The organism is Burkholderia sp. 22PA0106, from assembly GCF_047497155.1.
In the GTDB taxonomy this organism is placed as follows: Bacteria; Pseudomonadota; Gammaproteobacteria; order Burkholderiales; family Burkholderiaceae; genus Burkholderia.
Genome location: NZ_CP163163.1, coordinates 3644269 through 3668500 on the forward strand (window position 1 = coordinate 3644269; position 24232 = coordinate 3668500).

A 24232-nucleotide genomic window follows, 5' to 3' on the forward strand; every position below is an offset into this window, starting at 1 on the left:
CACTTTGGTCTGGCGAGCATGGGCACCACTATTCGCGATGTGGCTCAAGCGGCGAACGTATCGATCGGCACGGTTTCGCGCGCACTGAAAAACCAGCCCGGCCTGTCCGAGGCGACGCGCGAGCGCATCGTCGCGGTGGCCGCGCAGCTCGGCTACGATCCGGCGCAGTTGCGGCCGCGCATCCGCCGGCTCACGTTCCTGCTGCACCGCCAGCACAACAACTTCGCGGCGACGCCGTTCTTCTCGCACGTGCTGCACGGCGTCGAGGAAGCCTGCCGCGACCGCGGCATCGTGCCCGCGCTGCTGACTGTCGGCCCGACCGACGACGTGCTGCGCCAGATGCGCCCGCACGCGCCCGACGCGATCGCCGTGGCCGGCTTCATGGAACCCGAAACGATCGACGCGCTGGCCGCCACCGGCCGCCCGCTCGTGCTGATCGACATGTGGGCGCCGGGCCTGCGCTCGGTCAACATCGACAACGCCGCCGGCGCCTCGCAGGCGATGCGCCACCTGTTCGACACCGGCCGCCAGCGGATCGCGTTCATTGGCGGCTCGCTCGCGCACCACAGCATCGCGCAGCGCGCGCTCGGCTTCCGCCGCGCGTTCTTCGAGGCCGGCCTGCTGTTCGATCCCGCGCTCGAAGTCACCATCGACGCCGGGCTCGACCCCGACACCGGCGCCGCACGCGCCATGGAGCGCATCCTCGACGGCAGCGCGCCGCGCCCCGACGCCGTGTTCGCGTTCAACGACGCCGCCGCGCTGGCCGCGATGCGCGTGTGCCTCGCACGCGGGCTGCGGGTGCCCGAGGACATCGCGTTCGTCGGCTTCGACGACATCCTCGGCGCCGCCCACGCCGCGCCGCCGCTCACCACGCTGGCCGTCGACAAGGAAGCGCTGGGCCGCCGCGGCGTCGAGCTGCTGCTGGCCGACGCGCCCGAGCACACCGAAATTCGCCTGCCCGTGCGGCTGATCGAACGCGCGAGCAGTTCCGTCGCGGCGCTGACGCCGCGCCTCTTCACCACGGACACCCCCGACATTCCCGCCATCGCCTCATGACGACACCCGCCTTGCCGCTCGCGCCGGACACGCCGGCGCCGCGCGTCGCGAATTTCCGCGACGCCGGTTTCCTGCTTTCCCACGTGGAGCACACGCTGCGCTTCTACGCCCCGACCGTGTACGACGAGACGGGCGGCTTCTTCCATTTCTTCCGCGACGACGGCACGATCTACGACCGCACCACGCGCCACCTCGTCAGCAGTTGCCGCTTCGTCTTCAACTACGCGATGGCGTACCGCCAGTTCGGCGGCCGGCAACACCAGGATTACGTACGCCACGGCCTGCGCTTCCTGCGCGACGCGCATTGGGACCCGGTCAACGAAGGCTACGACTGGGAGCTGGAATGGCGCGACGGCCGCAAGGTCGCGGTGCGCGACGGCACCCGCCACTGCTACGGCCTCGCGTTCGTGCTGCTGGCCGCCGCGCATGCGGTGATGGCCGGGGTCGACGAAGGCCGCGCACTGGTCGCGCACACCTTCGATCTGATGGAAAAGCATTTCTGGGATGCGCCCGGCGGCCTCTACAAGGACGACGCCACGCCCGACTGGCAGGTGTCCGGCTATCGCGGCCAGAACGCCAACATGCACACCACCGAGGCGTTGCTGGCCGCCTACGAGGCCACCGGCGAGGTGCGCTACCTCGATCGCGCCGAACTAGTGGCGACCCACATCACGCAGCGCCAGGCGGCGCTGTCGCAAGGCCTGGTGTGGGAGCACTACCACGCCGATTGGTCGATCGACTGGGATTACAACAAGGAAGACAGCACCAACATCTTCCGGCCGTGGGGCTTCCAGCCCGGCCATCAGACCGAATGGGCCAAGCTGCTGCTGATCCTCGAACGGCACCGTCCGCTCGACTGGCTGCTGCCGCGCGCGATCGAGCTGTTCGACGCCGCGTTCGCGCACGCCTGGGACAGCGAGCACGGCGGCCTGGTGTACGGCTTCGGCCCCGACTACACGGTGTGCGATCACGACAAGTATTTCTGGGTGCAGGCCGAGACCTTCGCCGCCGCCGCGCTGCTCGGCGAGCGCACCGGCAGCGAGCGCTTCTGGGATTGCTACGACGAGATCTGGCGCTATAGCTGGCAGCATTTCGTCGATCACCGCTACGGCGCCTGGTATCGCATCCTGACCTGCGACAACCGCAAGTACAGCGACGAGAAAAGCCCGGCCGGCAAGACCGACTATCACACCATGGGCGCCTGCTACGAGGTGCTCAACGCATTGCCCGGCGCGAACGGCGCCGCCATCCCGCATCGCAAGGAGATCGCACAATGAGCGGCGCCTCGTTTCCCCATTTCGTGTCGGCCGGCGACATCCTGACCGACATGGTCCGGCACGGCGCAGCCCAATGGACCTCGGTGCCCGGCGGCGCCGGCTGGAACGTGGCGCGCGCGGTGGCGCGGCTCGGCGTGCCGAGCGCGGCGGTGGGCGCGCTCGGACGCGATTGCTTCTCCGACGTGCTGTGGCGCGAGAGCGAGGCGGCCGGCCTCGACCTGCGCTTCCTGCAGCGCGTCGAGCGCCCGCCGCTGCTGGCGATCGTTCATGAGACGCAACCGCCGTCATACTTCTTCATCGGCGAGAACAGCGCCGACCTGGCGTTCGATCCGGCCGCGCTGCCGGCCGGCTGGGAAGCGCCGCTGCAATGGGCGCACTTCGGCTGCATCAGCCTGGTGCGCGAGCCGCTCGCCGGCACGCTGATCGCGTTGGCCGCGCGCCTGCGCGAGCAGGGCGTGAAGATCAGCTTCGATCCGAACTACCGCAACCTGATGACGGCCGGCTACCGCCCGACGCTCGAGACAATGGTGAAGCTGGCCGATCTCGTGAAGGTGTCCGACGAGGATCTGCGGCACCTGTTCGACGGCGACGAGGCCGAGGCGATCGCGACGCTGCGCGCGCTGAACCCGTCCGCCACCGTGCTGGTCACGCGCGGCGCGCAAACGGCCACGCTGTACGCGGGCGAGGCGGTGTTCGAGGCGCAGCCGCCGCGCGTCGAGGTGGCCGACACGGTGGGCGCGGGCGATGCGTCGATCGGCGGCCTGATCGTCAGCCTGATGAACGCGCCGCAGCGCGGCTGGGCCGAGCACCTGGCGTTCGCGCTGGCCTCGGGCGCGGCCGCCTGCCGTCACACCGGCGCGCACGCGCCGACGCTCGACGAGGTCGTGGCGCTGCTGGCGCCCTGAGTCACCCGCGCCAGGGGCCGGAGCGTAGCGCGAGAACCGCGCGTTCCGGCCCTTCGTCAAGCCGTTCCGGCTGCCTGTCGCCATCCTCCTCGATCCGCTCGAATTGCCCGCCAGGCAAGGCATTCGGCTTGCGGCGACCGCCTCGACAACGCGCCGACATCGCCGTCTGCAACCCTGCGCGCGCGATGCTAGGATGAACGTTCCCATTCTCCGGGAGACCTTCATGAACGGCATCCGCATGACGGCCCGCGGCTATACGGCGAACGCCTATACCCGTGCGGCGGAAGGCGGCCGCTTTCGCGGCTACGTGATCCTGTCGCGCTCGGACGGCGACTTGCCCGACAACACCGAATACGAGACGGACACCGTCCGCGCGAGCGAGCGCGAGGCGCTCGACGACGCGGAGGCGCTGGTCCGGCGCATCGTCGGCGAGTTGTCGCATTGATCGAAAGGAGGTCGCGGCGCGCCCGAACGGCGCGCCGCCGCGTCACCAGAGCTTGGCGATCACCGAGAGAATCATCATCAGCACCAGCGTGGACATGAACGGGAACGGATAGCTGCGCGAGCCGAACCGCAACGTCACGTCGCCCGGCAGCTTGCCGACGCCGAGCTTCGACAGCCACGGCCAGGAGCGCGACAGCAGCATCACCGCCACGAACGACACCAGCAGCCAACGGAACATCGCGCCCCCTACAGTGCGTGCGAGCGTTCGCCGCGTGCGAACGCTTCCAGGCCGTCGATGCCGCGCCCGAACGCGATCACCTTGAACAGCTCGCCCATCTCCGATTCGGAGATCAGCTTCTGCACGGCGTTGGCGGCGGGCAGGAAGCGCGCCGCGTCGGACGGATCGAGTTCGGACAGCACATCGGTGATGCCCGCGTTGAGCAGGAACCGCCCTTGCGACGTATAGCCGAGCAATTCCGCCCCGGCCGCCACGCCGGCTTCGTGGATGCCGGAAAACTCGACGTGCGCGGTGATGTCCTGCAGGCCCGGCCAGACGAACGGATCGCCATGCGCGCGGTGGCGGTAATGGCACATCAGCGTGCCCTCGCCGCGCTGCGGGTGGTAATACTCGCGCAGCGGAAAACCGTAATCGATGAAGAACGCCGCGCCGCGCCGAAGCATGGTGCAGACGGTGCGCGTGAAGGCGCGCGCCGCCGCGTGGGTTTCGCTCAGGTAGCCGGCCGGCAGATCGAGCGGCTCGAGCAGCGCGATATCGGCCGCGTCGCGCAGCGGGCGATCCTCGAACACGAACGCGCGCTCGGCGTTCACCGCCACGCCGCGCTCCAGCCAGCCCGCCTCGCCGCTTACCACCAGCCGCACCGGCATCGCGTCGAGCACCTCGTTGCCGACCACCACGCCCTCGAACGCCTCGGGCAGCGCATCGAGCCAGACCACCCGCGCCGCCAGCGCCTCGGGCAGCAGCGCCTCGACGGTATCGCGCTGGCGCTCGCGCAGCTCGCCCGACAGATCGACGATCTCGTAGCGCTCGGGCGGCGTGCCCATTTCGTCGAGCGCGGCGATCAGCCCCGCCGCGAGCTTGCCGGTGCCGGCGCCGAACTCCATGATGCGCTGCGTGCCGCTGGCCGCCAGCGCTTCGGCAACCGGGCGCGCGAGCGTGTACGCGAACAGCGGCGAGAGTTCGGGAGCGGTCACGAAATCGCTGCCGTCGTCGCCGCGCCGGCCGAACTTGCGCGCGCCGCCGCTGTAATAGCCGAGGCCGGGCGCGTAGAGCGCGCGATCCATGAAGCGGGAAAACGGCATCCACCCGCCGATGGCCGCGATCTCCGCGCGCAACGATGCCGAGAGCGTTTCCGACTGCGCGAGCGCGTCGGGGCCGGGAACAGGTAAACTAGCGGGTTCGTGAGCTTTCGGGTTCATCCCGGCATTGTAAATGACCGATTCCGCCGCAACCTCCGCCGGCGCAGCACAATCCGCGCCCGCGGCGCGCGGCGCGCGGGTCGCGCTGATCACGGGCGCCGCCCATCCGGGCGGCCCCGGCGAGATCGGCCGCGCGCTCGCGCTGGGCTTCGCGCGCCGGGGCTGGGACGTCGCGCTGGCCGTGGAAGCCGAGGCGGCCCGCCCGGCCGCCGCGCGGCTCGCCGCCGAAGTCGAGGCGCTCGGGCGTCGCGCGGCGGTGCTGCTGGCCGATCTGTCGGACGAACGCGCCGCCGCGTCGCTCGTGCCGGCCTGCATCGATGCGCTGGGCCGGCCCGGCTGCATCGTCTGCCAGGCCACGCCCGATCCGGCGGCGGCCCCGGCGGACGACGCCGCCAGCGCCGGTTACGGCGCGCTGCTGGCCGCGTACGCGCGGCAGGTGGCGGCGCCGGTGGTGCTGGGCCGCGCGCTGGCCGAGGCAACGCCCGAGGCCGCGCGCGATGACGAAACGCTGCGTGCGGCGCTGATCCATCTGCTCGACGACGCGCTGGTTCATCCGGCGCCGCAACGGCTCTCGCATGCGCTGGCGCAGGCCGCGCTGCACCGCGCGACGGTCGCCCAGGCGCTGGCGCTGGCGCCGAAGGTGCGGGTCGCGGCGCTGGTGCGCGGGCGCGCGCCGCACGCCGACGAGCTGGCCGAGGCAGCCTGCTACCTGGCCGGCGCGGCCGGCGTGACGGGCGCCACGCTCACGGTGGACGGCGGCGAGCATCTCGCCCCGCCCGACGGCCGACAACCCTGACAGGCGCTCGCCCGGCGCCCCGATTTCGCGTGTTCGCACGCCCCTTTGACTGGAACGACCATGTTTTCCGCCCTCCTGCACCCCAGGCTCGCCGACTGCCGCAGGCTTTACCTGCGCAACCATGCGGTTTCCATGCGGATCGGTGCGTTCGAGCACGAGAAGCGCGGCGAGCAGCGCGTCGTGATCAACATCGACGTGTTCGTGCCGCTGTCGCTCACCACGCCGGTGCAGGACAAGCTGCGCGAAGTGATCGACTACGATCTGATGAAGCAGGCCGTCGCGCATTGCATCGCCGACGGCCATATCCATTTGCAGGAAACGCTGGTCGATTCGATCGCCGCCCGCCTGCTCGCGCACGATGCCGTGCGCGCGGTGCGCGTCTCCACCGAAAAACCGGACGCCTACCCCGATTGCGACGCAGTGGGCGTCGAAGTCTTCCGCATCAAGGACGAGGAGCGAGCATGAATGCGCCCCATACCCCCGAACAACACGACGCCGTCGAGGCCGCCGAAGCCGGCCGCCCCGTGCTGACCCGCCGCGAACAGAAAGCCGCCTACGAGAACAACAAGCTGCACAAGCGCATCGTGCGCCAGGTGGGGCAGGCGATCGGCGATTACAACATGATCGAGCACGGCGACAAGGTGATGGTCTGCCTGTCGGGCGGCAAGGACAGCTACGCCATGCTCGACGTGCTGATGAGCCTGCGCGAGCGCGCGCCGATCGATTTCGAGATCGTGGCCGTCAACCTCGACCAGAAGCAGCCGGGCTTCCCCGAGCACATCCTGCCCGAGTATCTGCGGCAGGTCGGCGTGCCGTTCCACATCGAGAACCAGGACACCTACAGCATCGTCAAGCGGCTGGTGCCCGAGGGCAAGACCACCTGCTCGCTGTGCTCGCGGCTGCGACGCGGCATCCTGTACCGGGTGGCGGGCGAACTGGGCGCGACCAAGATCGCGCTCGGCCATCACCGCGACGACATCGTCCAGACCTTGCTGCTGAACATGTTCTACGGCGGCAAGCTCAAGGGCATGCCGCCCAAGCTGCAATCGGACGACGGCAAGAACATCGTGATCCGTCCCCTTGCCTACGTGAAGGAAACCGATCTCGAGAAGTACGCCGAGCTGCGCGAATTCCCGATCATCCCGTGCAACCTGTGCGGCAGCCAGCCGAACCTGAAGCGCGCCGAGATGAAGGCGCTGATCCGCGACTGGGACAAGCGCTTCCCGGGCCGCGTCGAGAACATGTTCAACTCGCTCGCCAAGGTGGTGCCGTCGCACCTGATGGATACCAGCCTGTATCCGTTCGCCGGTTTGCGCGCGAGCGGCCAGGCCGACCCGGACGGCGACATCGCGTTCGACGAAGACCCGTGCGGCACCGATGCCGCCGCGCCGGCCGGCGGTGCCCAGGCGATCTCGATCGTCCAGTTCGACGATCTGTAACGATGGTTCACGATTGCCGCGAAAGGCCCGCCCGGCGGGCGTTTCGCGGCAAAATCGGGGCCCTTCGGCCGCCGTTCGCCGGCAGCCTGCATGCTAGAATTCTCAATTCTGAACACTCCACATGCGGGCGCCATGAATATCGTGATTTTGGCGGCAGGCACCGGTAAGCGGATGCGCTCGGCGCTCCCGAAGGTGCTCCATCCCCTGGCTGGCAAGCCACTCCTCTCCCACGTCATCGATACCGCCCGCACGCTCGCGCCGTCGCGCCTGGTGGTGGTGGTCGGCCATGGCGCCGACGCGGTCAAGGCCGCGGTCGACGCGCCCGACGTGCAATTCGCCCTGCAGGAACAACAGCTCGGCACCGGCCACGCGGTCCGGCAGGCGCTGCCGCTGCTCGATCCGGCCGTGCCCACGCTGGTGCTGTACGGCGACGTGCCGCTCACGCGCGCCAGCACGCTCAAGCGCCTGACCGACGCCGCCACCGACTCCCGCTACGGCATCCTGACCGTCACGCTCGACGATCCCACCGGCTATGGCCGGATCGTGCGCGACGCGTCCGGCAACGTCACGCGCATCGTCGAGCAGAAGGATGCCTCGCCCGAGCAGCTCAAGATCGCCGAAATCAACACCGGCATCATCGTCACGCCCACCGCGCAGCTCGCGATGTGGCTCGGCGCGCTCGGCAACGACAACGCGCAGGGCGAGTACTACCTGACCGACGTGGTCGAGCAGGCCATCGAGGCCGGCTTCGAGGTGATCACCACCCAGCCCGACGAGGAATGGGAAACGCTCGGCGTCAACAGCAAGGCGCAGCTCGCCGAACTCGAACGGATCCACCAACGCAATCGCGCCGAGGCCCTGCTGGTCGACGGCGTGACGCTGGCCGATCCGGCGCGCATCGATATCCGCGGCACGCTCGACTGCGGCCGCGATGTCTCGATCGACGTGAACTGCGTGTTCGAAGGCAAGGTCGTGCTGGCCGATGGCGTGTCGATCGGCGCGAACTGCGTGATCCGCAACGCCACCGTCGGCGCGGGCACCCGCATCGACGCGTTCTCCCACATCGAAGGCGCGCAGATCGGCGCGCAGGCCGTGGTCGGCCCCTACGCGCGGCTGCGGCCCGGCGCGTCGCTGGCCGACGAGTCGCACGTGGGCAACTTCGTCGAGATCAAGAACGCCGTGCTCGGCCACGGCTCGAAGGCCAACCACCTGACCTACATCGGTGATGCCGACATCGGCGCGCGCGTGAACATCGGCGCCGGCACGATCACCTGCAACTACGACGGCGCGAACAAGTTCCGCACCGTGATCGAGGACGACGTGTTCGTCGGCTCCGACACCCAGCTCGTCGCGCCGGTGCGCGTGGGCCGCGGCGTCACGATCGCGGCCGGCACCACCGTCTGGAAGGATGTCGGCGAGGGCCAGCTGGTGCTCAACGACAAGAAGCAGACGGAGAAATCCGGCTACGTGCGCCCCACCAAGAAGAAGGGCTGAGGCAGGCGCCCGCACCCTTGTTGCTTACCCGGTTTTGAACGTTTCGAAGGCGCACCTGAACTGCGCCTTCATCATTTGGAGGATCGATCGTCATGTGCGGCATTGTCGGCGCAGTTGCGCAACGTAATATCGTTCCGGTGCTGATCGAAGGTCTGCGCCGGCTGGAATACCGTGGCTACGATTCGTGTGGCGTGGCCGTGCTCGAGAACGGCGCGCCCAGGCGCGCACGCAGCACCGCGCGCGTGGCGGATCTCGACGCCCAGGTACGCGACACCGGCTTCGAAGGCTTCACCGGCATCTCGCATACGCGCTGGGCCACGCATGGCGCGCCCGTCACGCACAACGCGCACCCGATCTTCTCGTCGGATACCGTCGCCATCGTGCACAACGGCATCATCGAGAACTACGAAACGCTGCGCGAAGGGCTGCGCGCCAAGGGTTACGAGTTCGTCTCGCAAACCGACACCGAAGTCATCGCCCACCTCGTGCACAGCCTGTATCGCGGCGACCTGTTCGCCGCGGTGCGCGAGACCGTCGCGCAACTGCACGGCGCCTACGCGATCGCCGTGATCCACAAGGATCAGCCCCACACCGTGGTCGGCGCCCGCCAGGGTTCGCCGCTGGTGGTGGGCTTCGGCGACGGCGAGAACTTCCTCGCCTCCGACGCGCTCGCGCTGGCCGGCAGCACCGATCGCTACACGTTCCTGGAAGAAGGCGACGTGTGCGAACTGTCGCTCACGGGCGTGAAGATCGTCGACCGTGCCGGCGCGCGCGCCGAGCGCGAAGTGCGCGTGGTCAGCGCCTACGGCGGCGCCGTCGAGCTCGGCCCGTATCGCCACTTCATGCAGAAGGAAATCTTCGAGCAGCCGCGCGCGATCGCCGACACGATCCCGCCGATCGAAGCGTTCGACTCGTCGCTGTTCGGCGACAGCGCGGCCGCCGCCTTCGCCGAGATCGACAGCCTGCTGATCCTCGCCTGCGGCACCAGCTCCTACTCGGGCATGACCGCCAAGTACTGGCTCGAATCGATCGCGAAGATCCCCACGCAAGTCGAGATCGCCAGCGAGTACCGCTACCGCGATTCCGTGCCGAACCCGCGCCAACTGATCGTCGTGATCTCGCAATCGGGCGAGACCGCCGACACGCTGGCGGCGCTCAAGCATGCGCAATCGCTCGGCCACAAGCACACGCTGGCCGTGTGCAACGTGGCGACCAGCGCGATGGTGCGCCTGACCGAGCTGCAATTCCTGACGCGCGCCGGCACCGAAATCGGCGTGGCTTCCACCAAGGCGTTCACCACGCAACTGGTGGCGCTGTTCCTGCTGGCCGCGACGCTCGGCAAGCTGCGCGGCCATGTGGATGCGACGCGCGAAGCCGACTACATCCGCCAGTTGCGCCACCTGCCGGCCGCGCTGAACAGCGTGCTGGCGCTGGAGCCGCAAATCATTGCGTGGTCCGAAGAGTTCTCGCGCAAGGAAAACGCGCTGTTCCTCGGCCGCGGGCTGCATTACCCGATCGCGCTCGAAGGCGCGCTGAAGCTCAAGGAAATCTCGTACATCCATGCCGAGGCCTACCCGGCCGGCGAACTGAAGCACGGGCCGCTGGCGCTCGTGACCGAAGCGATGCCGGTGGTGACGGTCGCGCCGAACGACACGCTGCTGGAAAAGCTGAAGTCGAACATGCAGGAAGTACGCGCGCGCGGCGGCGAGCTGTATGTGTTCGCCGATGCCGATACGCATATCGTCAACGACGAAGGGCTGCATGTGATTCGGATGCCTGAGCATTACGGGCCGCTGTCGCCGATCCTGCACGTGGTGCCGTTGCAGTTGCTGGCATATCACACGGCCTGTGCGCGTGGGACGGATGTGGACAAGCCGCGGAATCTGGCGAAATCGGTGACGGTGGAGTAAGGCGGGGGCGGTTGGGATTTTGTTGGTTGAAAAACCGGGGCTTCGGCCCCGGTTTCATTTTCAGGCACGGCACGGCAGCAGCACGACAGCCGCCAAGCCGCACGCACCTTCACCGGAATTGCCGCATGTACGCATCCACCTTCATTTTCCGTCCCGGCCAGTACGACGAAGCATTCCATAGGCTCGACCAGCAGATTGCCGAGATCGCCCGGGGCATTCCCGGTTATCTCGGCGAGGAAGCATGGCAAAACGCCGACGGCACGCTGATTCAGAACGTCTATTACTGGAGTTCGGAAGCCGCGTTGAAGCAATTGATCAGCCATCCTGCGCACCTGGCGGCCAAACAGCAGCAAGCCCGCTGGCTGGACGGCTATCGCGTCGTCATCGCGAAGGTGCTGCATCAATATGGCGACGGGGAACTGCCGATGTTCACCGACACCTCGGCTGCGGCAGCAGCCGACTAGCGCACCGCAATCCGCCTCATGCGGGTGCCTTCAATCTGCGCCTCGCAACTTCGCCACCACCTTGATCTCCACATCGAACCCATAAAGCCAGGTCACCCCCACCGCCGTCAGCGCCGGGAACGGCGCCTCGCCCCAATACTCCGGCACCACCTCCCACACCTGCTCGAAGATCGTCTGCGGGTCCACCATGAACACGGTGACATCCTGCACATCCTCGAAGCTGCAACCGGCCGCGGCCAGCACCGCGTTGAGATTATCGAAGGCGCGCCGCACCTGGGCCTTGATTTCGGGCTCGGGCGAACCATCTTCGCGGCTGCCGACCTGGCCTGACACGAACAGCAAACCATTGGCGCGCACGGCGGCCGAATAGCGGTTTCGTTCGTAGAGGGCCTGGCGGCCGGCGGGGAATACGACATCGCGTCGGGTCATCGAAACGCTCCTGCGGTTGAGATCGGATTCGACACCTTACGGCGCTTGCCCCTCGCCGATAAACGGGCAACACTGGCCTTCACTGTTTGCACTCCCCACACAATCAGGATCCCTCATGGACAGGTTCGACGCGATGCAGGCCTTCGCACGAGTCGTGGAAACCGGCAGCTTCACGCGCGCGGCGCTCGCCTTGCACATGAGCAAGACCACGGTCAGCCAGCTCGTCCAGCAACTGGAAGCGCGCCTGCGCGTGAAGCTGCTGAACCGCACCACGCGCAAGGTGGTGGCGACGGCCGACGGCGCGGCCTACTACGAACGCGTGCAGTTCCTGCTGGCGGCGCTCGACGACGCGGACACGGCCCTCTCCCACGCCACCACCGCGCCGCGCGGCCGCCTGCGCGTCGACGTGCCGAGCCCGTTCGCGCGCCTGCTGCTGATCCCCGCGCTGCCGGCGTTCCAGGCACGCTATCCGGACCTCCAGCTCGAACTGGGCGTGAGCGACCGCCATGTCAGCCTGATCGACGAAAGCGTCGATTGCGTGATTCGCGGCGGCACGTTGCGCGACACGTCGCTGGTGGCCCGGCATATCGCCGACCTGCCGCTCGGCGCGTATGCCGCGCCCGCGTATCTGGAGCGTCACGGTGTGCCGGCCCATCCCCAAGAACTGGAGGACGGCGCGCATCGGATCATCGGCTACCGCCAGGCGCGCACCGGCAAGGCTCTCCCCTACACGATGCGGCGCACAACCGAGGAACGGGAAGTGCACGGCCGCCACGTGCTGATCGTCGACGACGGCAACGCCTACCTGGCGGCCGGCCAGGCGGGTATGGGCGTGTTGTGGCTGCCGCGTTACATGGCGTCGCAACCGGTGGCAGCCGGCGAACTGGTGCCGCTGTTCGAGGATTGGGAGATCCAGCCGATGCCGCTTCATATCGCCTACGCGCCGAACCGCCATGTCAGCCGCAAGCTGCGCGTGTTCATCGACTGGATCGTCGAACTGATGCACGTGCACGTGCCTGAGGTGACGCTGCCGCAGGCAAAAACAAAAAGCTGAACACGGCGCGCGCCATTCCCCTCACACCGCCCCCATCGTCAAAATAATCTTCCCGACGTTCTCCGACGATTCCATCCGGCGATGCGCATCGGCCGCGCGCGCCAGTTCGAACGTGCTGTCGACCACCGGCTCCAGGCTCGCGCCGCCGGCAAACCGCTCCAGCCAGTGCTCGCGAAAGCGCCGCACCATCGCGTGCTTTTCCTCTTGCGCACGCGATTTCATCACCGTGCCGATGATGCGCAGATGCCGATACAGAATCTGCTCCAGCGCCACGCTGACCTCGCCGCCGCCACCCAGAATCCCGACCTGGATCAGCCGCCCGCCATGCGCCAGCGAAGCCACGTTGCGCGAAAAGTAAGGCATCCCGACGAAATCCACCACCACATCCACGCCGCGCCCGTTGGTGCGGCTCGCCACCACCTCGGCGAAATCCTCGCTGCGGTAGTCGATCACGTGATCGGCGCCCAGTTGCAGCACGCGCTCGTGTTTCGACGCCTCGGCGGTGGCCAGCACGGTCGCGCCGGTCGCATAGGCCAGTTGCACGGCAGCCGAACCCACGCCGCCTGCCGCCGCATGAATCAGCACCGAATCGCCGCGCCGCAGGCCGCCCAAGTGCAGCAGCGCCTCGTGCGCGGTCACGAACACCTCGGGGATCGCGGCGGCGTGCACGTAGTCGAGCGCGTCGGGAATCGGCATCGCCATGCGCCAGTCGATGCGTGCAATCTCGGCATACGCACCGCCGCCCACCACGCCCATCACGCGGTCGCCGATCGCGTAGCCCTGCACCGCGCCGCCGACGCCGATCACCTCGCCGGCGATCTCCAGCCCCATGATCGTGGAGTCGCCGAAGTTCGGGCGGCCGTAGCCGCCGCGACGATGGGTCAGGTCGGCGCGATTGACGCCGGCGGCATGCACGCGCACGAGCAGGTCGTCGGGGCGGATCTCGGGCGTGGGCGCGTCGCTCAGTTGCAGGACGTCGGCCTCGCCGAACGTTTCGAATTGGATGGCTTTCATGGTGAATCTCCGTGGGTTCTGAATGGATGGGCCGCTCATTCGGCCGACCGGGGCGCGGTGCCGGACGTGCCCAGCGTGGCCTGCGCCGCAGCCGAAGCGGAGATCGCGGCCGGAAATCCGGCATAGAACGCGAGGTGCGTGATGGCCGCGCTCAACTCCGCGTACGTGAGCCCGTTGGCCACCGCGCGGCGCAAGTGCGCGGGCAGTTCGTCGGCGTGGCCGCCCGCGATCAGCGCGGCAACGGTGACGAGGCTCCGGTCGCGCGGCGACAGCGCGGCATCGCCCCAGATCTCGGGAAACAGCACCGCGTCGACGAATTCGGCGAGCTTCGGCGTAAAGGCGCGCGCGGCTTCGCGCGGGCTGGTGAAATCGGCGTTCGACATGACAGGAATCCTTATTAATATTCGAGGGAACCGGCGGCGCAAGTTACGTGCGATCAGACCTGGCTGATGAACTTGTGCGTGAGGTAATACTCGATGCCTTCGGCGCCGCCTTCCGAGCCGTGCCCGCTTTCCTTCATGCCGCCGAACGGCAACTCGGTCGAGACAATCCGGTACTGGTTGATGCCGATCATGCCGGCGTCGAGGCCGTCGGCCACGTCGATGGCGGTGCGCGCGTTGCTCGTGAACGCATAGGCGGACAAGCCGTAAGGCAGGCGATTCGCTTCGGCCAACCCGTCGGCCAGCGCATCGAAGCGCATCAGCACGGCGATCGGGCCGAACGGCTCCTCGTGCATGACGCGGGCGTCCATCGGCACGTCGGCCAGCACGGTGGGCTCAAAGAAATAACCGGGGCCGTCGATGCGCTTGCCGCCCGCGAGCACGGTCGCGCCGCGCGCCACGGCATCGGCCACGAGTTCTTCCATCTTCGCAAGCTGTCGCGGGTTCGCCAGCGGGCCGACCTGCGTGCCGGCATCGAGCCCGTTGCCGATCTTCAGCGCGTTCGCAGCCTGCACGAAGCGTTCGGCGAAACGGTCGTAGGCGTCGCGCTGGATCAGGAAGCGCGTCGACGAGATGCAGACCTGGCCGGTGCCGCGAAAGCGGTTCGCGGCGCCATCGACAGCCGCCTTCTCGATATCGCCGTCGTCGAACACCAGCACCGGCCCGTGGCCGCCGAGTTCGAGCGTGATCGGCTTGACGCCTTCGGCCGCGCGTTGCGACAGCAATCGCCCGATCGGCACCGAGCCGGTGAACGTGACCTTGCGGATGATGGGTGAGGCGATCAGGTGCTTCGACACGTCGTCGGGCACGCCGAACACCACTTGCAGCACGCCGTGCGGCAAGCCCGCATCGTCGAGCGCACGCGCCAGCGCCAGCGCCGTGGCGGGACTTTCCTCGCCCGGCTTGAGGATCACGCTGCAACCGGCCGCGAGCGCGGCCGAGAGCTTGCGCGCCGGCGTGATGGCCGGGAAGTTCCAGGGCGTGAACGCGGCCACCGGGCCGATCGCCTGCTTCTTCACGAACTGCTGCACGCCGGGGCGGTTCGACGGCACCACGCGGCCATCGATGCGGCGCGCTTCCTCCGCGAACCATTCGAAGTAATCGGCGGCGCGCAGCACCTCGTCGCGGCTTTCGTGCAGCGGCTTGCCTTCCTCGAGCGTCATCAGCGTCGCGATGCGCTCGCTGCGTTCGCGAATCAACTCGGCGGCACGCTTGAGTACCCGCGCCCGCTCGGCTGGCACGGCCCGTCGCCACGCGTCGAAGCCGCGTTGCGCAGCTTGCAGCGCACGGTCGAGATCGGCGGCGGTGGCGAGCGGCACGCGCCCGAGTTCCTGTTGCGTGGCGGGATCGATGACGGGCGCCGTGGCGCGGCCGCCTTCGTTCTCGCCGATCCAGGCACCGTCGATGAACAGGTGCAGCGGCGTGTAAGTGGCATTCATGATGGATTTCCTCGATGTGAACCTGGGCAGGATCGCTAATCAAATTCGAGCGGGGCTCGACGACGGAACCCAGTGTAGGGAGCGGGTCCGATGCGATACAGGGCATCACAATGAAATCAATCTTCGCGCTGGAGGGAAAATCGGCAGCAAGCTCGGGAAAATCGCCGGAAACCCAACAACGGCCTGGCTTTCCGGCTTGCGGCGCTGATCGACACCCGTTTTGCGCTTGCCTTACCATGCCGCATGGCGGCCCGAATCGCGCCGCATCCGTGTGGAATGCCAACCAAAAAGGAAGCCGAGGCGTGGACAAATTCTCCAACATGTCGATGTTCGTGAAGGTGGTCGAAATGGGCAGCTTCACGGCGGTCGCGAACCATCTGGACACCACCGTCGGCAACATCTCGCGCGCCGTGACAGTGCTGGAAGAAGGGCTCAACACGCGCCTGCTGCAACGCTCGACGCGTCGCCTCTCGGTGACCGACGCGGGCCGCCGCTTCTACGAGCGCAGCGTGGCGATCCTGGCGGACATCGCGCACGCCGAGGCCGAGGCGCAGGACGCGCTGACCGACCCGCGCGGCCTGCTGCGCGTGCATGCCGTGCCGGGCCTCGGGCGCGGCCTGGTCGCGCGCGCCGTGCTGGCCTATCGAGAGGCCCACCCCGAGGTGTCGGTCGACCTGTTGCTGTCGCAACGTTTTCCGAACCTGCTCGAAGAACAGCTCGACGTGGCGATCGTGATCGCGCGCACGCTGCCCGATTCGGCCTACGTCAGCCAGCGCATCGGCGCGAGCCATTGCATCCTCGCGGCGTCCCCGGCCTATCTGGCCGCGCACCCGGCGCCCGAACGGCCCGAGGATCTCGTCGATCACGCGTGCGTGCTGCTGTCGACGGTGGATTACGCGGCGGACGAGTGGCAGCTGGAAGGCCCGGATCGCCAGGCGACGTTCCGCCCGGCCGGGCCGCACTTCGGCGTCAACGACATGGACGCGATGGCCGCCGTGTTGCGCGACGGCGCGGGCATCGGCGTGATCGCGGCGTTCTCCGCCATCGAGGACCTGCGCCGCGGCACGCTGGTGCGCGTGCTGCCGGAGTACCGCACCTCACAACGCGGCGTGTTCGCGGTTTATCCGTCGCGGCAATTCGTCGATGCGAAGATCAAGCGCTTCATCGACGTGCTGAAAACGCAGGTCGGCGAGCCGCTCGACCACTACGCGCGGGAGCTGGGCATCGCGCCCGACGAGAAGGCCTGAACCCGGCGCGACCTAGCCGACGAATCGTTTCGGGCTGGCCCCGGTCAGCCGCCGGAACATCGCGATGAACGCCGACGACGACGCATATCCCAGGTCCAACGCCACCGATTCCACGCTCTGCCCCTGCCCGAGCAAGGGCAGCGCGGTCACGAGCCGCAGCCGTTGCCGCCACTCCGTCAGCGACATGCCGAGTTCGCTCTGGCAGCGGCGCATCAGCGTGCGCTCGGTCAGGTTCACGCGCGCCGCCAGTTCGGCCAGCGTGCGGTTGTCGGCCGGATCGTCGCGCAGCCAGCCGAGCACGGCGCTCAGTTCGACGTCGTCGGTGCGCGGCACGAAGCTGCCGGTGGTCCGGCACATCAGCAACTGATCGACCAGCACGCGCAACAGCCGCGCGCGGCTCGGCGAATGGCCGCCGGCGTGCGTGTCGTCGCGCAGGTGCTCCAGGATCGAACGCAGCAGCGGCGTCACCATCACGGCGCACGCGCTGTCGGGCATGCCCCGGCACAGGTCGCGGCGGATATACACCGAGCAATGCACGGCCTCGTGGTGGTTGAAACCGGTGTGCCCGGTTTCGGGCGCGATCCACAGGCCCAGATGCGGCGGCGTCAGGAAATGCTGCGCGCCGACCGTGACCTCGGCGATGCCGCTGAACGAATAGACGAATTCGCCCCACGGATGGCACAGATCCGGATACCGGCCGTGCGCGGGCATGTGCTCGGTGCGGAAGAACACCGGCACCGGCATGGTGTCGGTGAACGGCGGCACGCGCACGTGCGCGGCCGGATGCGGAATACCGCGTTTCATGCTCTGGCGTACTCGCGCGATTGAATGTCAGTTTTGCACTATATCGCACGAAACGGGTTCGCCAATACTGTCAGCCTCACACTTCGGAATCATGGCCATGAGGAAAGCGGTCGACACCCGCGCCACGCTGATGATGATCGCACTCTGCCTGATCTGGAGCTTTCAGCAGGTGGCGATCAAGCTGACGGCCGCCGATGCCGCGCCGATCCTCCAGGTCGCACTGCGCTCGGGCGCGGCGGCGGTGCTGGTATGGCTTTACGGGCACTTCGTCGCGCGCGAGCGCTGGCTGCGCGGCGGGATGCTGCCGGCCGCGCTCGCGGTCGGCGTGCTGTTCGCCGCCGAATTCCTGCTGGTGGCGCAGGGGCTCGCGCGCACCAGCGCCTCGCATGTCGTGGTGTTTCTCTACACCGCGCCGATGTTCGCCGCGCTGGGCCTGCATCTGCGGCTGCCCGACGAGCGCCTGAGCCGGCTGCAATGGAGCGGCCTGGGGCTGGCGTTTCTCGGCATCGCGCTGGCGTTCCTGGTGCCGAGCCTGTTCGACGGCGGCGTGCGGCACGGCATGACGTCGTGGATGCTCGGCGACCTGTTCGCGCTGGGCGGCGGCGTGGCGTGGGGGCTGACCACCGTGGCGGTGCGCACCAGCCGCATGAGCGAGGCGCCGGCCACGCAAACCCTGTTCTATCAGTTGTCCGGTGCATTCGTGATTCTGCTGCCGGCCGCCAGGCTGTTCGGCGAGACGCACTTCCACGGCAGCTCGGCGCTCTGGGCGAGCCTCGCGTTCCAGACGCTGTTCGTCTGCTTCGCGAGCTTCCTGATCTGGTTCGCGATGCTGCGCCGCTATCTGGCCGCGCGCCTCGGCGTGCTGTCGTTCATGACGCCGATCTTCGGCGTGGCGTGGGGCGTGCTGCTGCTCGACGAGCGCCCGAGCGCCGCGTTCATCGCCGGCGCGGTGCTGGTGATGGCCGGGCTCGTGATCGTCAACGGCGAGGCATGGATCGCACCGTGGCTCGCGCGGCTCATGCGATCCGGCGCGAACCGCTCGCGCGGCGCACGCCAATCGTGAGCGGCGCGCGCGCGACGAATCACGCGCTCGCCTTCTCCTTGGCGACCTCCACTTCGGTCGCGTTGCTGGTGTAAATGAAGTAAAGCGCGATCGCCAGGCACACCGCCGCGAGGCAGCGCGACGTGGAGAACGGGATCGCGTGGTTGCCCATCCAGCCGAAGTTGTCGATCAGGATCGACATCAGCAACTGCCCGAGAATCACCGCGACGGTCGCCACGGCCGTGCCGATGCGCCCCACCGCGAACGCCATCGTCAACACGTAGATCAAGCCGAGGAACGAGCCGAGCAATTGCCACTTGGGCACGTCGAACAGCGTCAGCGCGTGCTTCGGCTCGAACAGCACCACCAGGATCGCGCAGAACACGGTGCCGACCAGGAACGTCAGGAACGTGGTGCGGATCGCGCCCTGCTCGGCCGCCAGCCGGCCGTTGACCGCCACCTGCGCACTGAGCAGCGCGCCGCCGATCACGGCCAGCACCACCATCAGGATCACGATCATGATTGACCTCCCGCGATCAGCACCAGCGCGGCGACGACGAACAGCAGCGCGATGCACTTGCGCGCATTGACACGCCGCCGCGGCGCGCCGAGCCAGCCGTAGTGATCGATCAGCAGGCTCTTGCCGACCTGCCCGGCCAGGATGCCGGTCATGGTCATGGCGATGCCGATCACCGGCGTGACGATGGTCAGGACAACGACATAGCCCGGCCCGAGGATGCCGCCGGTCAGTTGCCAGCCCGGTGCGCGCAGGAACGGCGCCGGATTGCGCGGCCCCCAGAACAGCATCATCAGGTACATCAGCGCGGCCTCCACGCCGAACAGGCACAGGCTGGCCCAGTAATGCCCGACCTCCCGGCCGAGCGGCCCGAGCAGGGCGGCCTCCACCGAAAGGCCCATGCCGGCCACGATCACCAGCAGGATGGAAACGAGTTTCATGTGGTCACGTCGAACGTCGATCGACGCCGCACGGCCGGCCCGCGGCGCCGGATGAATGAAGGGAACCGGCCGACCTGAAGCGTAACGCCGCGCCGGCTGAAGAAAAACCGGCTAGAGTTCCGAAGATATCGGACAAACTTTCTCAAATCGGGGCGGCGCATGGATTCGCTGACGAGCATCGGCTTTTTCGTTCAGGTCGCGGACACCCGCAGCTTTTCGGAGGCGGGCCGCCTGCTCGGCGTGTCGCCGTCGGCGGTCGGCAAGAGCGTGAGCCGCCTCGAGGCGCAACTGGGCGTGCGCCTGTTCCATCGCAGCACCCGCAGCGTCACGCTGACGGCCGAAGGCGCGCTGTTCCTGGAGCGCAGCCGGCGCATTCTGTCGGAGGTGGAAGCCGCGCAACTGGAACTCTCCAAAACGCGTCGTGCGCCGCAGGGCCGGTTGCGCATCAGCGTGCCGCTGGTCAGCAGCCTCGTCATGCCGATGCTGAACCGCTTCATGAAGCGCTACCCCGAGATCGAACTCGATGTCGATTTCTCGAACCGGCTGGTCGACATCATCGACGAAGGCTTCGACGCCGTGATTCGCACCGGCGAGCCGGCCGATTCGCGTTTGATGTCCAAGCCGATCGGCGCGTTCCGGCTGCTGCTGGTGGCTGCGCCGTCCTATCTGGCGGAACGCGGCGCGCCGCGCACGCCGCGCGACCTGTTGCAGCACGCGTGCCTGCATCACCGCCTGCCGAGCACCGGGCGCCGCGAGGCCTGGCCGGTCGACTGGCAGGATGCCGACCTGGAGGCGCAGCTACCGGCGGCGATGACGTCGAACACGATCGAGCCGCTGTACGACGCCGCCCACGCCGGGCGCGGCATCGCGTGCCTGCCCGATTTCATGGTGCGCGAGGCGCTGAGGAAAAAGGCGCTGACCGCCGTGCTCGAACCGTATGTCGTGCATCACGGCACGTTCCGCGTGCTCTGGCCGTCGAGCAAGCATCTCGCGCCGAAGCTGCGCGTGTTCATCGATTTCGTCGGCAAGGATCTGTTCAAGGCGAAGGCCTGAACGCACGCTCACGCGCCAAGCAGGTTCATCGCCGTGGCCAGCACCGCCTGTTGATAGCGCTCGCGCTGCTTCGGCAACGGCGTGAAGGCGGCCAGCAAGTGCTCGTAGGACACCGTGGTGCTGATCGCGTTGACCAGCATGAAGAAGCTGAGGTCGGCGTCCGCCACCGCGATGTCGCCGGCGCGCGCGGCGTCGGCCAGCAGCGGCACCAGCGCGTCGCGGCAGGGCCGCACCAGCTTGTCGATCAGGATATCCAGACGATCGCCCTGCGCCGTGGCGGCCGTCGAGAAGAACATGCCCAGATCGGGCTCGGCGAATACCTCCCGCACCAGCAGCGCGATCGCCTGCTCCAGCCGCTGCCGCGCCGTCAGCGGCGTGCCGTCGAGCGCGCGCAGCGCCGCGACGAATGCTTCGGTGTGCTCGGCAATATGCTCGACCACCGCCAGCCACAGCGCCGCCTTCGCGCCGAAGTGATGGGCGATCAGCGCCGCATCCACACCGCATTCGCGCGAGATCTCCCGCACGCTGGTGGCGTCGAAACCGCGCCGGGCGAACGTGCCGCGCGCCGCGCGCAGGATCGCCTCGCGCCCCACCGACGCGCGCGCCACCGGCCGGCCGCGTGCGCGTTTGTTGTTTTCCGCGGCCGCTTCGTGCGCCGCGCTATCCACGTCCTTCACTGCCTTCATCCTTCGTTTGTTTCGGAATTCACAACATATTTAAGCGCCGCGAAAGTTTGACGCAGCCGATACGCATCGATAGGATTCGCATAATTCATCAACTGTTGAATTAAATCAATCCGTGAAGACATCCAAGCGCGTTGTGATTGTAGGAGGGGGGATCGCCGGCATCCTGCTGGCGACCAAGCTGGGCCAGCAGGCGCGCGGCGGCGATGCGCTCGACGTCACGCTGCTCGACAGGAGTCCGACACATATCTGGAAGCCCATGCTGCACACCATCGCGGCCGGCACGCGCGACGTGAACCAGCAGCAAGTGAGCTTCATCGCGCATGCGGCCGCGCATGGCTATACCTATCAGCCCGGTGAAATGCGCGGCCTGGATCGCGAACGCCGGTGCATCGAGGTGGCCGAGCTGCTCGGGCCGAACGGCGAATGCGTGCTGCCGGCGCGCAGTATCGGCTACGACGTGCTGGTGCTGGCCTTGGGCAGCCATGCGAACGATTTCGGCACGCCCGGCGTGGCCGAGCACGCCCACTTCATCGACAGCCAGCAGCAGGCCAGCCGCTTCAACGAGATCCTGCGCGCGCGCCTGTTCAAGAGCATCGCGCGCGACGAAGCGTTCCGCATGGCGATCGTCGGGGCCGGCGCGACCGGCGTCGAGCTGTCCGCCGAGATGAGCCGGCTGCTCGAAATCGCGTCCGGCTATGGCGATCCGACCGTGCGCGATCGGCTCGAACTCACGCTGATCGAAAGCGGGCCGCGCGTGCTGGCCGCGTTCCCGCCCGCCATCTCGGATCAAACCGAAGCCGTGCTCACGAAGATGGGCTTTCGCGTGATGACCGCCACCCGCGTCACGGGCGCGACCGAAGCGGGTTATCAGCACGGCGACGACGGCTTCGTGCCGGCCGACCTGATGGTATGGGCGGCCGGCGTCAAGGGGCCCGATTTCATGGCCGGCTTGGCGGGCCTCGACACCACCCGCTCGAACCAGGTGATCGTCGGCCCGACGCTGCAATCGCGTGTCGACGAAACCATCTTCGCGCTGGGCGATTGCGCGAGCCTGCAACTCGACGGCGAAGAACGCCCGCTGCCGCCCACCGCGCAGGTCGCCACGCAGCAGGCCGAGCACCTGGCCGCCGCGCTGCCCGGCTGGTTCGCGGGCGGCACGCTGCCGCCGTTCGCCTACCGCAACTTCGGCTCGCTGGTGTCGCTGGCCGATTACGATGCGTTCGGCACGCTCGGCCAGTTCGGCCTGTTCAAGGGCGGCAACATTCGCGGGCGCCTCGCGCAATTGAGCCACGCGATGCTGTACCGGCGTCATCAGCAGGCGCTGCACGGGTTCGGCAGGGCGTCGCTGTTGTGGGCGGCCGAGCGCATGAACGGGCTGGCGCAACCGAAGATCCGGCTCGCCTGAGCGGTGCCATTTTCCTGTTTCGTTTGAAGGTCAATTCACCCGCCGGCCCATAGCGGGGAAAACGGTCGCGCGGCAACAATCGGGATTCCCGTGCTTTGTGCTTCACTGTGCGCTTCACGCTCCCGGATGCCCCGATGACGATCCTCCCTCGCCTGCTCGCCCGCGCCGTTCGTTCACCTCGTTTCGCGCGTCGGCTGCCGCTGGCCGCGCTGCTGTTGTCGGCTGCGCCGCTGCTGTCCGTCGGCCCTGCGATGTCGGCTCAAGCCGCCGAACCGGCCAGCACTGCAGCACCTCACGCCGCCAGCGCGGCCAAGGCCGACGACGGTCCCGTCTACGGCGCGCAACTCGAAGGCTTCGATTACCCGTATCCGGTCTCGCATTTCAGGTTCCATTCGCAGCGCCAGGAATTGCAGATGGCCTACATGGACGTGCCGCCCGCCGCCGGCAAGGCCAACGGCCGCACCGCCGTGCTGCTGCACGGCAAGAACTACTGCGCGGCCACCTGGGGGCCGACCATCAAGGTACTCAGCGACGCCGGCTACCGCGTGATCGCGCCCGACCAGATCGGCTTCTGCAAATCGAGCAAGCCGGACAGCTATCAGTTCTCGTTCCAGCAACTCGCGCTGAACACCCACGCGCTGCTGCAATCGCTCGGCATCGAGCAGGCCACGGTGATCGGCCACTCGACGGGCGGCATGCTGGCGATCCGCTATGCGCTGACCTACCGCGACGCCACGCAACAGCTCGTGCTGGTCGATCCGATCGGCCTGGAAGACTGGCGTGCCAAGGGCGTGCCGCCGGTGTCGGTCGATCAGTGGTACGAACGGGAATTGCACACGAGCGCGGAGCGCATCCGCAACTACGAGCGCACCACCTATTTCGCCGGGCAATGGCGCGAGGCCTACGAGCCGTCGGTGCAGATGCTGGCCGGCATGTACCGCGGCCCCGACCGCGCGCGCGTGGCGTGGAATTCGGCGCTGCTGTACGACATGATCCTGACGCAGCCGGTGGTCTACGAACTGCCGCAACTGCAGACGCCGACACTGCTGATCGTCGGCGACAAGGACAACACGGCGATCGGCAAGGAGTACGCACCGGCCAAGCTCCGCCCGACGCTCGGCAACTATCCGGTGCTGGCCAAGCAGGCGGCCGCGGCGATCCCGCACGTGCGTCTCGTGGAATTCCCCGATGCGGGGCATGCGCCGCAGATGCAGGACCCGGCGCAGTTCCATGCGGTGCTGCTGAAGGGCTTGGCGGAGCCGGCGCAATGAGGTGTTTTGGGGCCTCTGCGCTGGCCGTGGTACTTGCGCAGCAGAACGAAGCAGTTTCGTAACGTGACCGCGCGCCCCGCCGCGACGGCCATCGCGGCGTTGGCCGGATGAGCCGCCGCGCCGCTCGCGGGCGGCGGCACATTCATCCGGAGCGGGCGGTCACATGCGA

At 68.0% G+C, this 24232-nt stretch carries 27 protein-coding genes; 17 read left to right on the forward strand and 10 right to left on the reverse strand.

Features of this window, described 5'->3' with window-relative positions; genetic code table 11:
- The first annotated feature begins 18 nt into the window (after positions 1-18).
- The 4 genes from AB4850_RS31225 to AB4850_RS31240 all read left to right on the forward strand — a co-directional run bounded on the left by AB4850_RS31225 (position 19) and on the right by AB4850_RS31240 (position 3683).
- On the forward strand, positions 19-1056 hold the full coding sequence (locus AB4850_RS31225) for a LacI family DNA-binding transcriptional regulator (protein WP_414443260.1): 1038 nt from the start codon (positions 19-21) through the stop codon (positions 1054-1056).
- Complete coding sequence (locus AB4850_RS31230; protein WP_414443261.1) at positions 1053-2333, forward strand: AGE family epimerase/isomerase; 1281 nt, start codon at positions 1053-1055, stop codon at positions 2331-2333. The genes AB4850_RS31225 and AB4850_RS31230 overlap by 4 nt, the downstream gene beginning before the upstream one ends.
- Positions 2330-3238: a carbohydrate kinase family protein gene (locus AB4850_RS31235; protein WP_414443262.1), complete on the forward strand. Its 909-nt coding sequence runs from the start codon at positions 2330-2332 to the stop codon at positions 3236-3238. The genes AB4850_RS31230 and AB4850_RS31235 overlap by 4 nt, the downstream gene beginning before the upstream one ends.
- Positions 3239-3461: 223 nt before the next feature.
- Positions 3462-3683, forward strand: coding sequence for a hypothetical protein (locus AB4850_RS31240; protein ID WP_414443263.1), 222 nt, complete (start codon positions 3462-3464; stop codon positions 3681-3683).
- A gap of 42 nt (positions 3684-3725) precedes the next feature.
- On the opposite strand, the gene AB4850_RS31245 is transcribed toward AB4850_RS31240, so the two are convergent.
- Together AB4850_RS31245 and AB4850_RS31250 are read right to left on the reverse strand one after the other, a co-directional pair.
- Positions 3726-3920, reverse strand: coding sequence for a DUF2905 domain-containing protein (locus AB4850_RS31245; RefSeq protein ID WP_414443264.1), 195 nt, complete (start codon positions 3918-3920; stop codon positions 3726-3728).
- 8 nt (positions 3921-3928) lie between these two features.
- Complete coding sequence (locus AB4850_RS31250; RefSeq protein ID WP_414443265.1) at positions 3929-5119, reverse strand: class I SAM-dependent methyltransferase; 1191 nt, start codon at positions 5117-5119, stop codon at positions 3929-3931.
- Between the two features lie 13 nt (positions 5120-5132).
- On the opposite strand from AB4850_RS31250, the gene AB4850_RS31255 reads away from it, so the two are divergent.
- From AB4850_RS31255 to AB4850_RS31280, 6 genes are all read left to right on the forward strand, one after another.
- Positions 5133-5915, forward strand: a complete 783-nt coding sequence (locus tag AB4850_RS31255) for an SDR family NAD(P)-dependent oxidoreductase (protein WP_414443266.1) — start codon at positions 5133-5135, stop codon at positions 5913-5915.
- Positions 5916-5975: 60 nt separating this feature from the next.
- Positions 5976-6380, forward strand: coding sequence for a dihydroneopterin aldolase (locus AB4850_RS31260; RefSeq protein ID WP_414443267.1), 405 nt, complete (start codon positions 5976-5978; stop codon positions 6378-6380).
- Positions 6377-7354, forward strand: coding sequence for a tRNA 2-thiocytidine(32) synthetase TtcA (gene ttcA, locus AB4850_RS31265; protein WP_414443268.1), 978 nt, complete (start codon positions 6377-6379; stop codon positions 7352-7354). The genes AB4850_RS31260 and ttcA overlap by 4 nt, the downstream gene beginning before the upstream one ends.
- Positions 7355-7486: 132 nt before the next feature.
- The gene (gene glmU, locus AB4850_RS31270) at positions 7487-8848 is read left to right on the forward strand and encodes a bifunctional UDP-N-acetylglucosamine diphosphorylase/glucosamine-1-phosphate N-acetyltransferase GlmU (RefSeq protein WP_414443269.1); all 1362 of its coding nucleotides are present in this window, start codon (positions 7487-7489) and stop codon (positions 8846-8848) included.
- Positions 8849-8940: 92 nt separating this feature from the next.
- Positions 8941-10758, forward strand: a complete 1818-nt coding sequence (gene glmS / locus AB4850_RS31275) for a glutamine--fructose-6-phosphate transaminase (isomerizing) (RefSeq protein WP_414443270.1) — start codon at positions 8941-8943, stop codon at positions 10756-10758.
- Between the two features lie 125 nt (positions 10759-10883).
- Positions 10884-11222: an antibiotic biosynthesis monooxygenase family protein gene (locus tag AB4850_RS31280; RefSeq protein ID WP_414443271.1), complete on the forward strand. Its 339-nt coding sequence runs from the start codon at positions 10884-10886 to the stop codon at positions 11220-11222.
- Between the two features lie 30 nt (positions 11223-11252).
- Here AB4850_RS31280 and AB4850_RS31285 read toward each other — a convergent pair whose 3' ends face one another.
- A complete protein-coding gene (locus AB4850_RS31285; RefSeq protein WP_414443272.1) occupies positions 11253-11651 on the reverse strand; it encodes a RidA family protein in 399 nt (132 codons plus the stop codon).
- A 115-nt stretch (positions 11652-11766) separates the two neighbouring features.
- On the opposite strand from AB4850_RS31285, the gene AB4850_RS31290 reads away from it, so the two are divergent.
- On the forward strand, positions 11767-12705 hold the full coding sequence (locus AB4850_RS31290; protein ID WP_414443273.1) for a LysR substrate-binding domain-containing protein: 939 nt from the start codon (positions 11767-11769) through the stop codon (positions 12703-12705).
- Positions 12706-12726: 21 nt separating this feature from the next.
- On the opposite strand, the gene AB4850_RS31295 is transcribed toward AB4850_RS31290, so the two are convergent.
- From AB4850_RS31295 to AB4850_RS31305, 3 genes are read right to left on the reverse strand one after another with little or no spacing between them, the layout of a single operon-like run.
- The gene (locus AB4850_RS31295) at positions 12727-13719 is read right to left on the reverse strand and encodes an NAD(P)H-quinone oxidoreductase (protein WP_414443274.1); all 993 of its coding nucleotides are present in this window, start codon (positions 13717-13719) and stop codon (positions 12727-12729) included.
- Positions 13720-13754: 35 nt separating this feature from the next.
- Entirely contained in the window at positions 13755-14102 is a 348-nt protein-coding gene (locus AB4850_RS31300) for a carboxymuconolactone decarboxylase family protein (RefSeq protein WP_414443275.1), read from the reverse strand.
- A 53-nt stretch (positions 14103-14155) separates the two neighbouring features.
- Positions 14156-15598, reverse strand: coding sequence for an NAD-dependent succinate-semialdehyde dehydrogenase (locus tag AB4850_RS31305; protein WP_414443276.1), 1443 nt, complete (start codon positions 15596-15598; stop codon positions 14156-14158).
- Here AB4850_RS31305 and AB4850_RS31310 point away from each other — a divergent pair.
- Positions 15597-15806 carry a hypothetical protein gene (locus AB4850_RS31310; RefSeq protein WP_414443277.1) on the forward strand — a complete coding sequence of 70 codons (210 nt, stop codon included), beginning with the start codon at positions 15597-15599 and terminating at the stop codon, positions 15804-15806. The genes AB4850_RS31305 and AB4850_RS31310 overlap by 2 nt on opposite strands.
- 94 nt (positions 15807-15900) lie before the next feature.
- On the forward strand, positions 15901-16845 hold the full coding sequence (locus AB4850_RS31315) for a LysR family transcriptional regulator (RefSeq protein ID WP_414443278.1): 945 nt from the start codon (positions 15901-15903) through the stop codon (positions 16843-16845).
- A gap of 12 nt (positions 16846-16857) precedes the next feature.
- On the opposite strand, the gene AB4850_RS31320 is transcribed toward AB4850_RS31315, so the two are convergent.
- The gene (locus AB4850_RS31320; RefSeq protein WP_414443279.1) at positions 16858-17649 is read right to left on the reverse strand and encodes an AraC family transcriptional regulator; all 792 of its coding nucleotides are present in this window, start codon (positions 17647-17649) and stop codon (positions 16858-16860) included.
- Between the two features lie 91 nt (positions 17650-17740).
- Here AB4850_RS31320 and AB4850_RS31325 point away from each other — a divergent pair, with 91 nt between their 5' ends.
- Positions 17741-18712 (forward strand): DMT family transporter, encoded by a 972-nt coding sequence (locus AB4850_RS31325; protein ID WP_414443280.1) that lies wholly within the window; start codon positions 17741-17743, stop codon positions 18710-18712.
- Positions 18713-18731: 19 nt separating this feature from the next.
- Here the strand turns inward: AB4850_RS31325 and AB4850_RS31330 are convergent, their stop codons facing one another.
- Together AB4850_RS31330 and AB4850_RS31335 are read right to left on the reverse strand one after the other, a co-directional pair.
- The gene (locus tag AB4850_RS31330) at positions 18732-19211 is read right to left on the reverse strand and encodes a DMT family transporter (RefSeq protein WP_414443281.1); all 480 of its coding nucleotides are present in this window, start codon (positions 19209-19211) and stop codon (positions 18732-18734) included.
- Positions 19208-19648 carry a DMT family transporter gene (locus AB4850_RS31335; protein WP_414443282.1) on the reverse strand — a complete coding sequence of 147 codons (441 nt, stop codon included), beginning with the start codon at positions 19646-19648 and terminating at the stop codon, positions 19208-19210. The genes AB4850_RS31330 and AB4850_RS31335 overlap by 4 nt, the downstream gene beginning before the upstream one ends.
- 159 nt (positions 19649-19807) lie before the next feature.
- Between AB4850_RS31335 and AB4850_RS31340 the strand changes: the two genes are divergently transcribed.
- Entirely contained in the window at positions 19808-20701 is an 894-nt protein-coding gene (locus AB4850_RS31340) for a LysR substrate-binding domain-containing protein (RefSeq protein ID WP_414443283.1), read from the forward strand.
- Between the two features lie 8 nt (positions 20702-20709).
- Here the strand turns inward: AB4850_RS31340 and AB4850_RS31345 are convergent, their stop codons facing one another.
- Complete coding sequence (locus AB4850_RS31345) at positions 20710-21387, reverse strand: TetR/AcrR family transcriptional regulator (protein WP_414443284.1); 678 nt, start codon at positions 21385-21387, stop codon at positions 20710-20712.
- A gap of 112 nt (positions 21388-21499) precedes the next feature.
- Here AB4850_RS31345 and AB4850_RS31350 point away from each other — a divergent pair, with 112 nt between their 5' ends.
- Positions 21500-22792, forward strand: coding sequence for an NAD(P)/FAD-dependent oxidoreductase (locus AB4850_RS31350; RefSeq protein WP_414443285.1), 1293 nt, complete (start codon positions 21500-21502; stop codon positions 22790-22792).
- Positions 22793-22926: 134 nt separating this feature from the next.
- Positions 22927-24063 carry an alpha/beta fold hydrolase gene (locus AB4850_RS31355; RefSeq protein WP_414443286.1) on the forward strand — a complete coding sequence of 379 codons (1137 nt, stop codon included), beginning with the start codon at positions 22927-22929 and terminating at the stop codon, positions 24061-24063.
- Positions 24064-24232 lie beyond the last annotated feature (169 nt).

What these genes read in the sequence shown, in the direction of transcription:
- AB4850_RS31225 (WP_414443260.1), top strand. Translation starts at nt 19, where the DNA reads ATGGGCACCACTATTCGCGATGTGGCTCAAGCGGCGAACGTATCGATC.
- AB4850_RS31230 (WP_414443261.1), top strand. Translation starts at nt 1,053, where the DNA reads ATGACGACACCCGCCTTGCCGCTCGCGCCGGACACGCCGGCGCCGCGC.
- AB4850_RS31235 (WP_414443262.1), top strand. Translation starts at nt 2,330, where the DNA reads ATGAGCGGCGCCTCGTTTCCCCATTTCGTGTCGGCCGGCGACATCCTG.
- AB4850_RS31240 (WP_414443263.1), top strand. Translation starts at nt 3,462, where the DNA reads ATGAACGGCATCCGCATGACGGCCCGCGGCTATACGGCGAACGCCTAT.
- AB4850_RS31245 (WP_414443264.1), bottom strand. Translation starts at nt 3,920, where the DNA reads ATGTTCCGTTGGCTGCTGGTGTCGTTCGTGGCGGTGATGCTGCTGTCG.
- AB4850_RS31250 (WP_414443265.1), bottom strand. Translation starts at nt 5,119, where the DNA reads ATGAACCCGAAAGCTCACGAACCCGCTAGTTTACCTGTTCCCGGCCCC.
- AB4850_RS31255 (WP_414443266.1), top strand. Translation starts at nt 5,133, where the DNA reads ATGACCGATTCCGCCGCAACCTCCGCCGGCGCAGCACAATCCGCGCCC.
- AB4850_RS31260 (WP_414443267.1), top strand. Translation starts at nt 5,976, where the DNA reads ATGTTTTCCGCCCTCCTGCACCCCAGGCTCGCCGACTGCCGCAGGCTT.
- ttcA (WP_414443268.1), top strand. Translation starts at nt 6,377, where the DNA reads ATGAATGCGCCCCATACCCCCGAACAACACGACGCCGTCGAGGCCGCC.
- glmU (WP_414443269.1), top strand. Translation starts at nt 7,487, where the DNA reads ATGAATATCGTGATTTTGGCGGCAGGCACCGGTAAGCGGATGCGCTCG.
- glmS (WP_414443270.1), top strand. Translation starts at nt 8,941, where the DNA reads ATGTGCGGCATTGTCGGCGCAGTTGCGCAACGTAATATCGTTCCGGTG.
- AB4850_RS31280 (WP_414443271.1), top strand. Translation starts at nt 10,884, where the DNA reads ATGTACGCATCCACCTTCATTTTCCGTCCCGGCCAGTACGACGAAGCA.
- AB4850_RS31285 (WP_414443272.1), bottom strand. Translation starts at nt 11,651, where the DNA reads ATGACCCGACGCGATGTCGTATTCCCCGCCGGCCGCCAGGCCCTCTAC.
- AB4850_RS31290 (WP_414443273.1), top strand. Translation starts at nt 11,767, where the DNA reads ATGGACAGGTTCGACGCGATGCAGGCCTTCGCACGAGTCGTGGAAACC.
- AB4850_RS31295 (WP_414443274.1), bottom strand. Translation starts at nt 13,719, where the DNA reads ATGAAAGCCATCCAATTCGAAACGTTCGGCGAGGCCGACGTCCTGCAA.
- AB4850_RS31300 (WP_414443275.1), bottom strand. Translation starts at nt 14,102, where the DNA reads ATGTCGAACGCCGATTTCACCAGCCCGCGCGAAGCCGCGCGCGCCTTT.
- AB4850_RS31310 (WP_414443277.1), top strand. Translation starts at nt 15,597, where the DNA reads ATGATGGATTTCCTCGATGTGAACCTGGGCAGGATCGCTAATCAAATT.
- AB4850_RS31305 (WP_414443276.1), bottom strand. Translation starts at nt 15,598, where the DNA reads ATGAATGCCACTTACACGCCGCTGCACCTGTTCATCGACGGTGCCTGG.
- AB4850_RS31320 (WP_414443279.1), bottom strand. Translation starts at nt 17,649, where the DNA reads ATGAAACGCGGTATTCCGCATCCGGCCGCGCACGTGCGCGTGCCGCCG.
- AB4850_RS31325 (WP_414443280.1), top strand. Translation starts at nt 17,741, where the DNA reads ATGGCCATGAGGAAAGCGGTCGACACCCGCGCCACGCTGATGATGATC.
- AB4850_RS31330 (WP_414443281.1), bottom strand. Translation starts at nt 19,211, where the DNA reads ATGATCGTGATCCTGATGGTGGTGCTGGCCGTGATCGGCGGCGCGCTG.
- AB4850_RS31335 (WP_414443282.1), bottom strand. Translation starts at nt 19,648, where the DNA reads ATGAAACTCGTTTCCATCCTGCTGGTGATCGTGGCCGGCATGGGCCTT.
- AB4850_RS31340 (WP_414443283.1), top strand. Translation starts at nt 19,808, where the DNA reads ATGGATTCGCTGACGAGCATCGGCTTTTTCGTTCAGGTCGCGGACACC.
- AB4850_RS31345 (WP_414443284.1), bottom strand. Translation starts at nt 21,387, where the DNA reads ATGAAGGCAGTGAAGGACGTGGATAGCGCGGCGCACGAAGCGGCCGCG.
- AB4850_RS31355 (WP_414443286.1), top strand. Translation starts at nt 22,927, where the DNA reads ATGACGATCCTCCCTCGCCTGCTCGCCCGCGCCGTTCGTTCACCTCGT.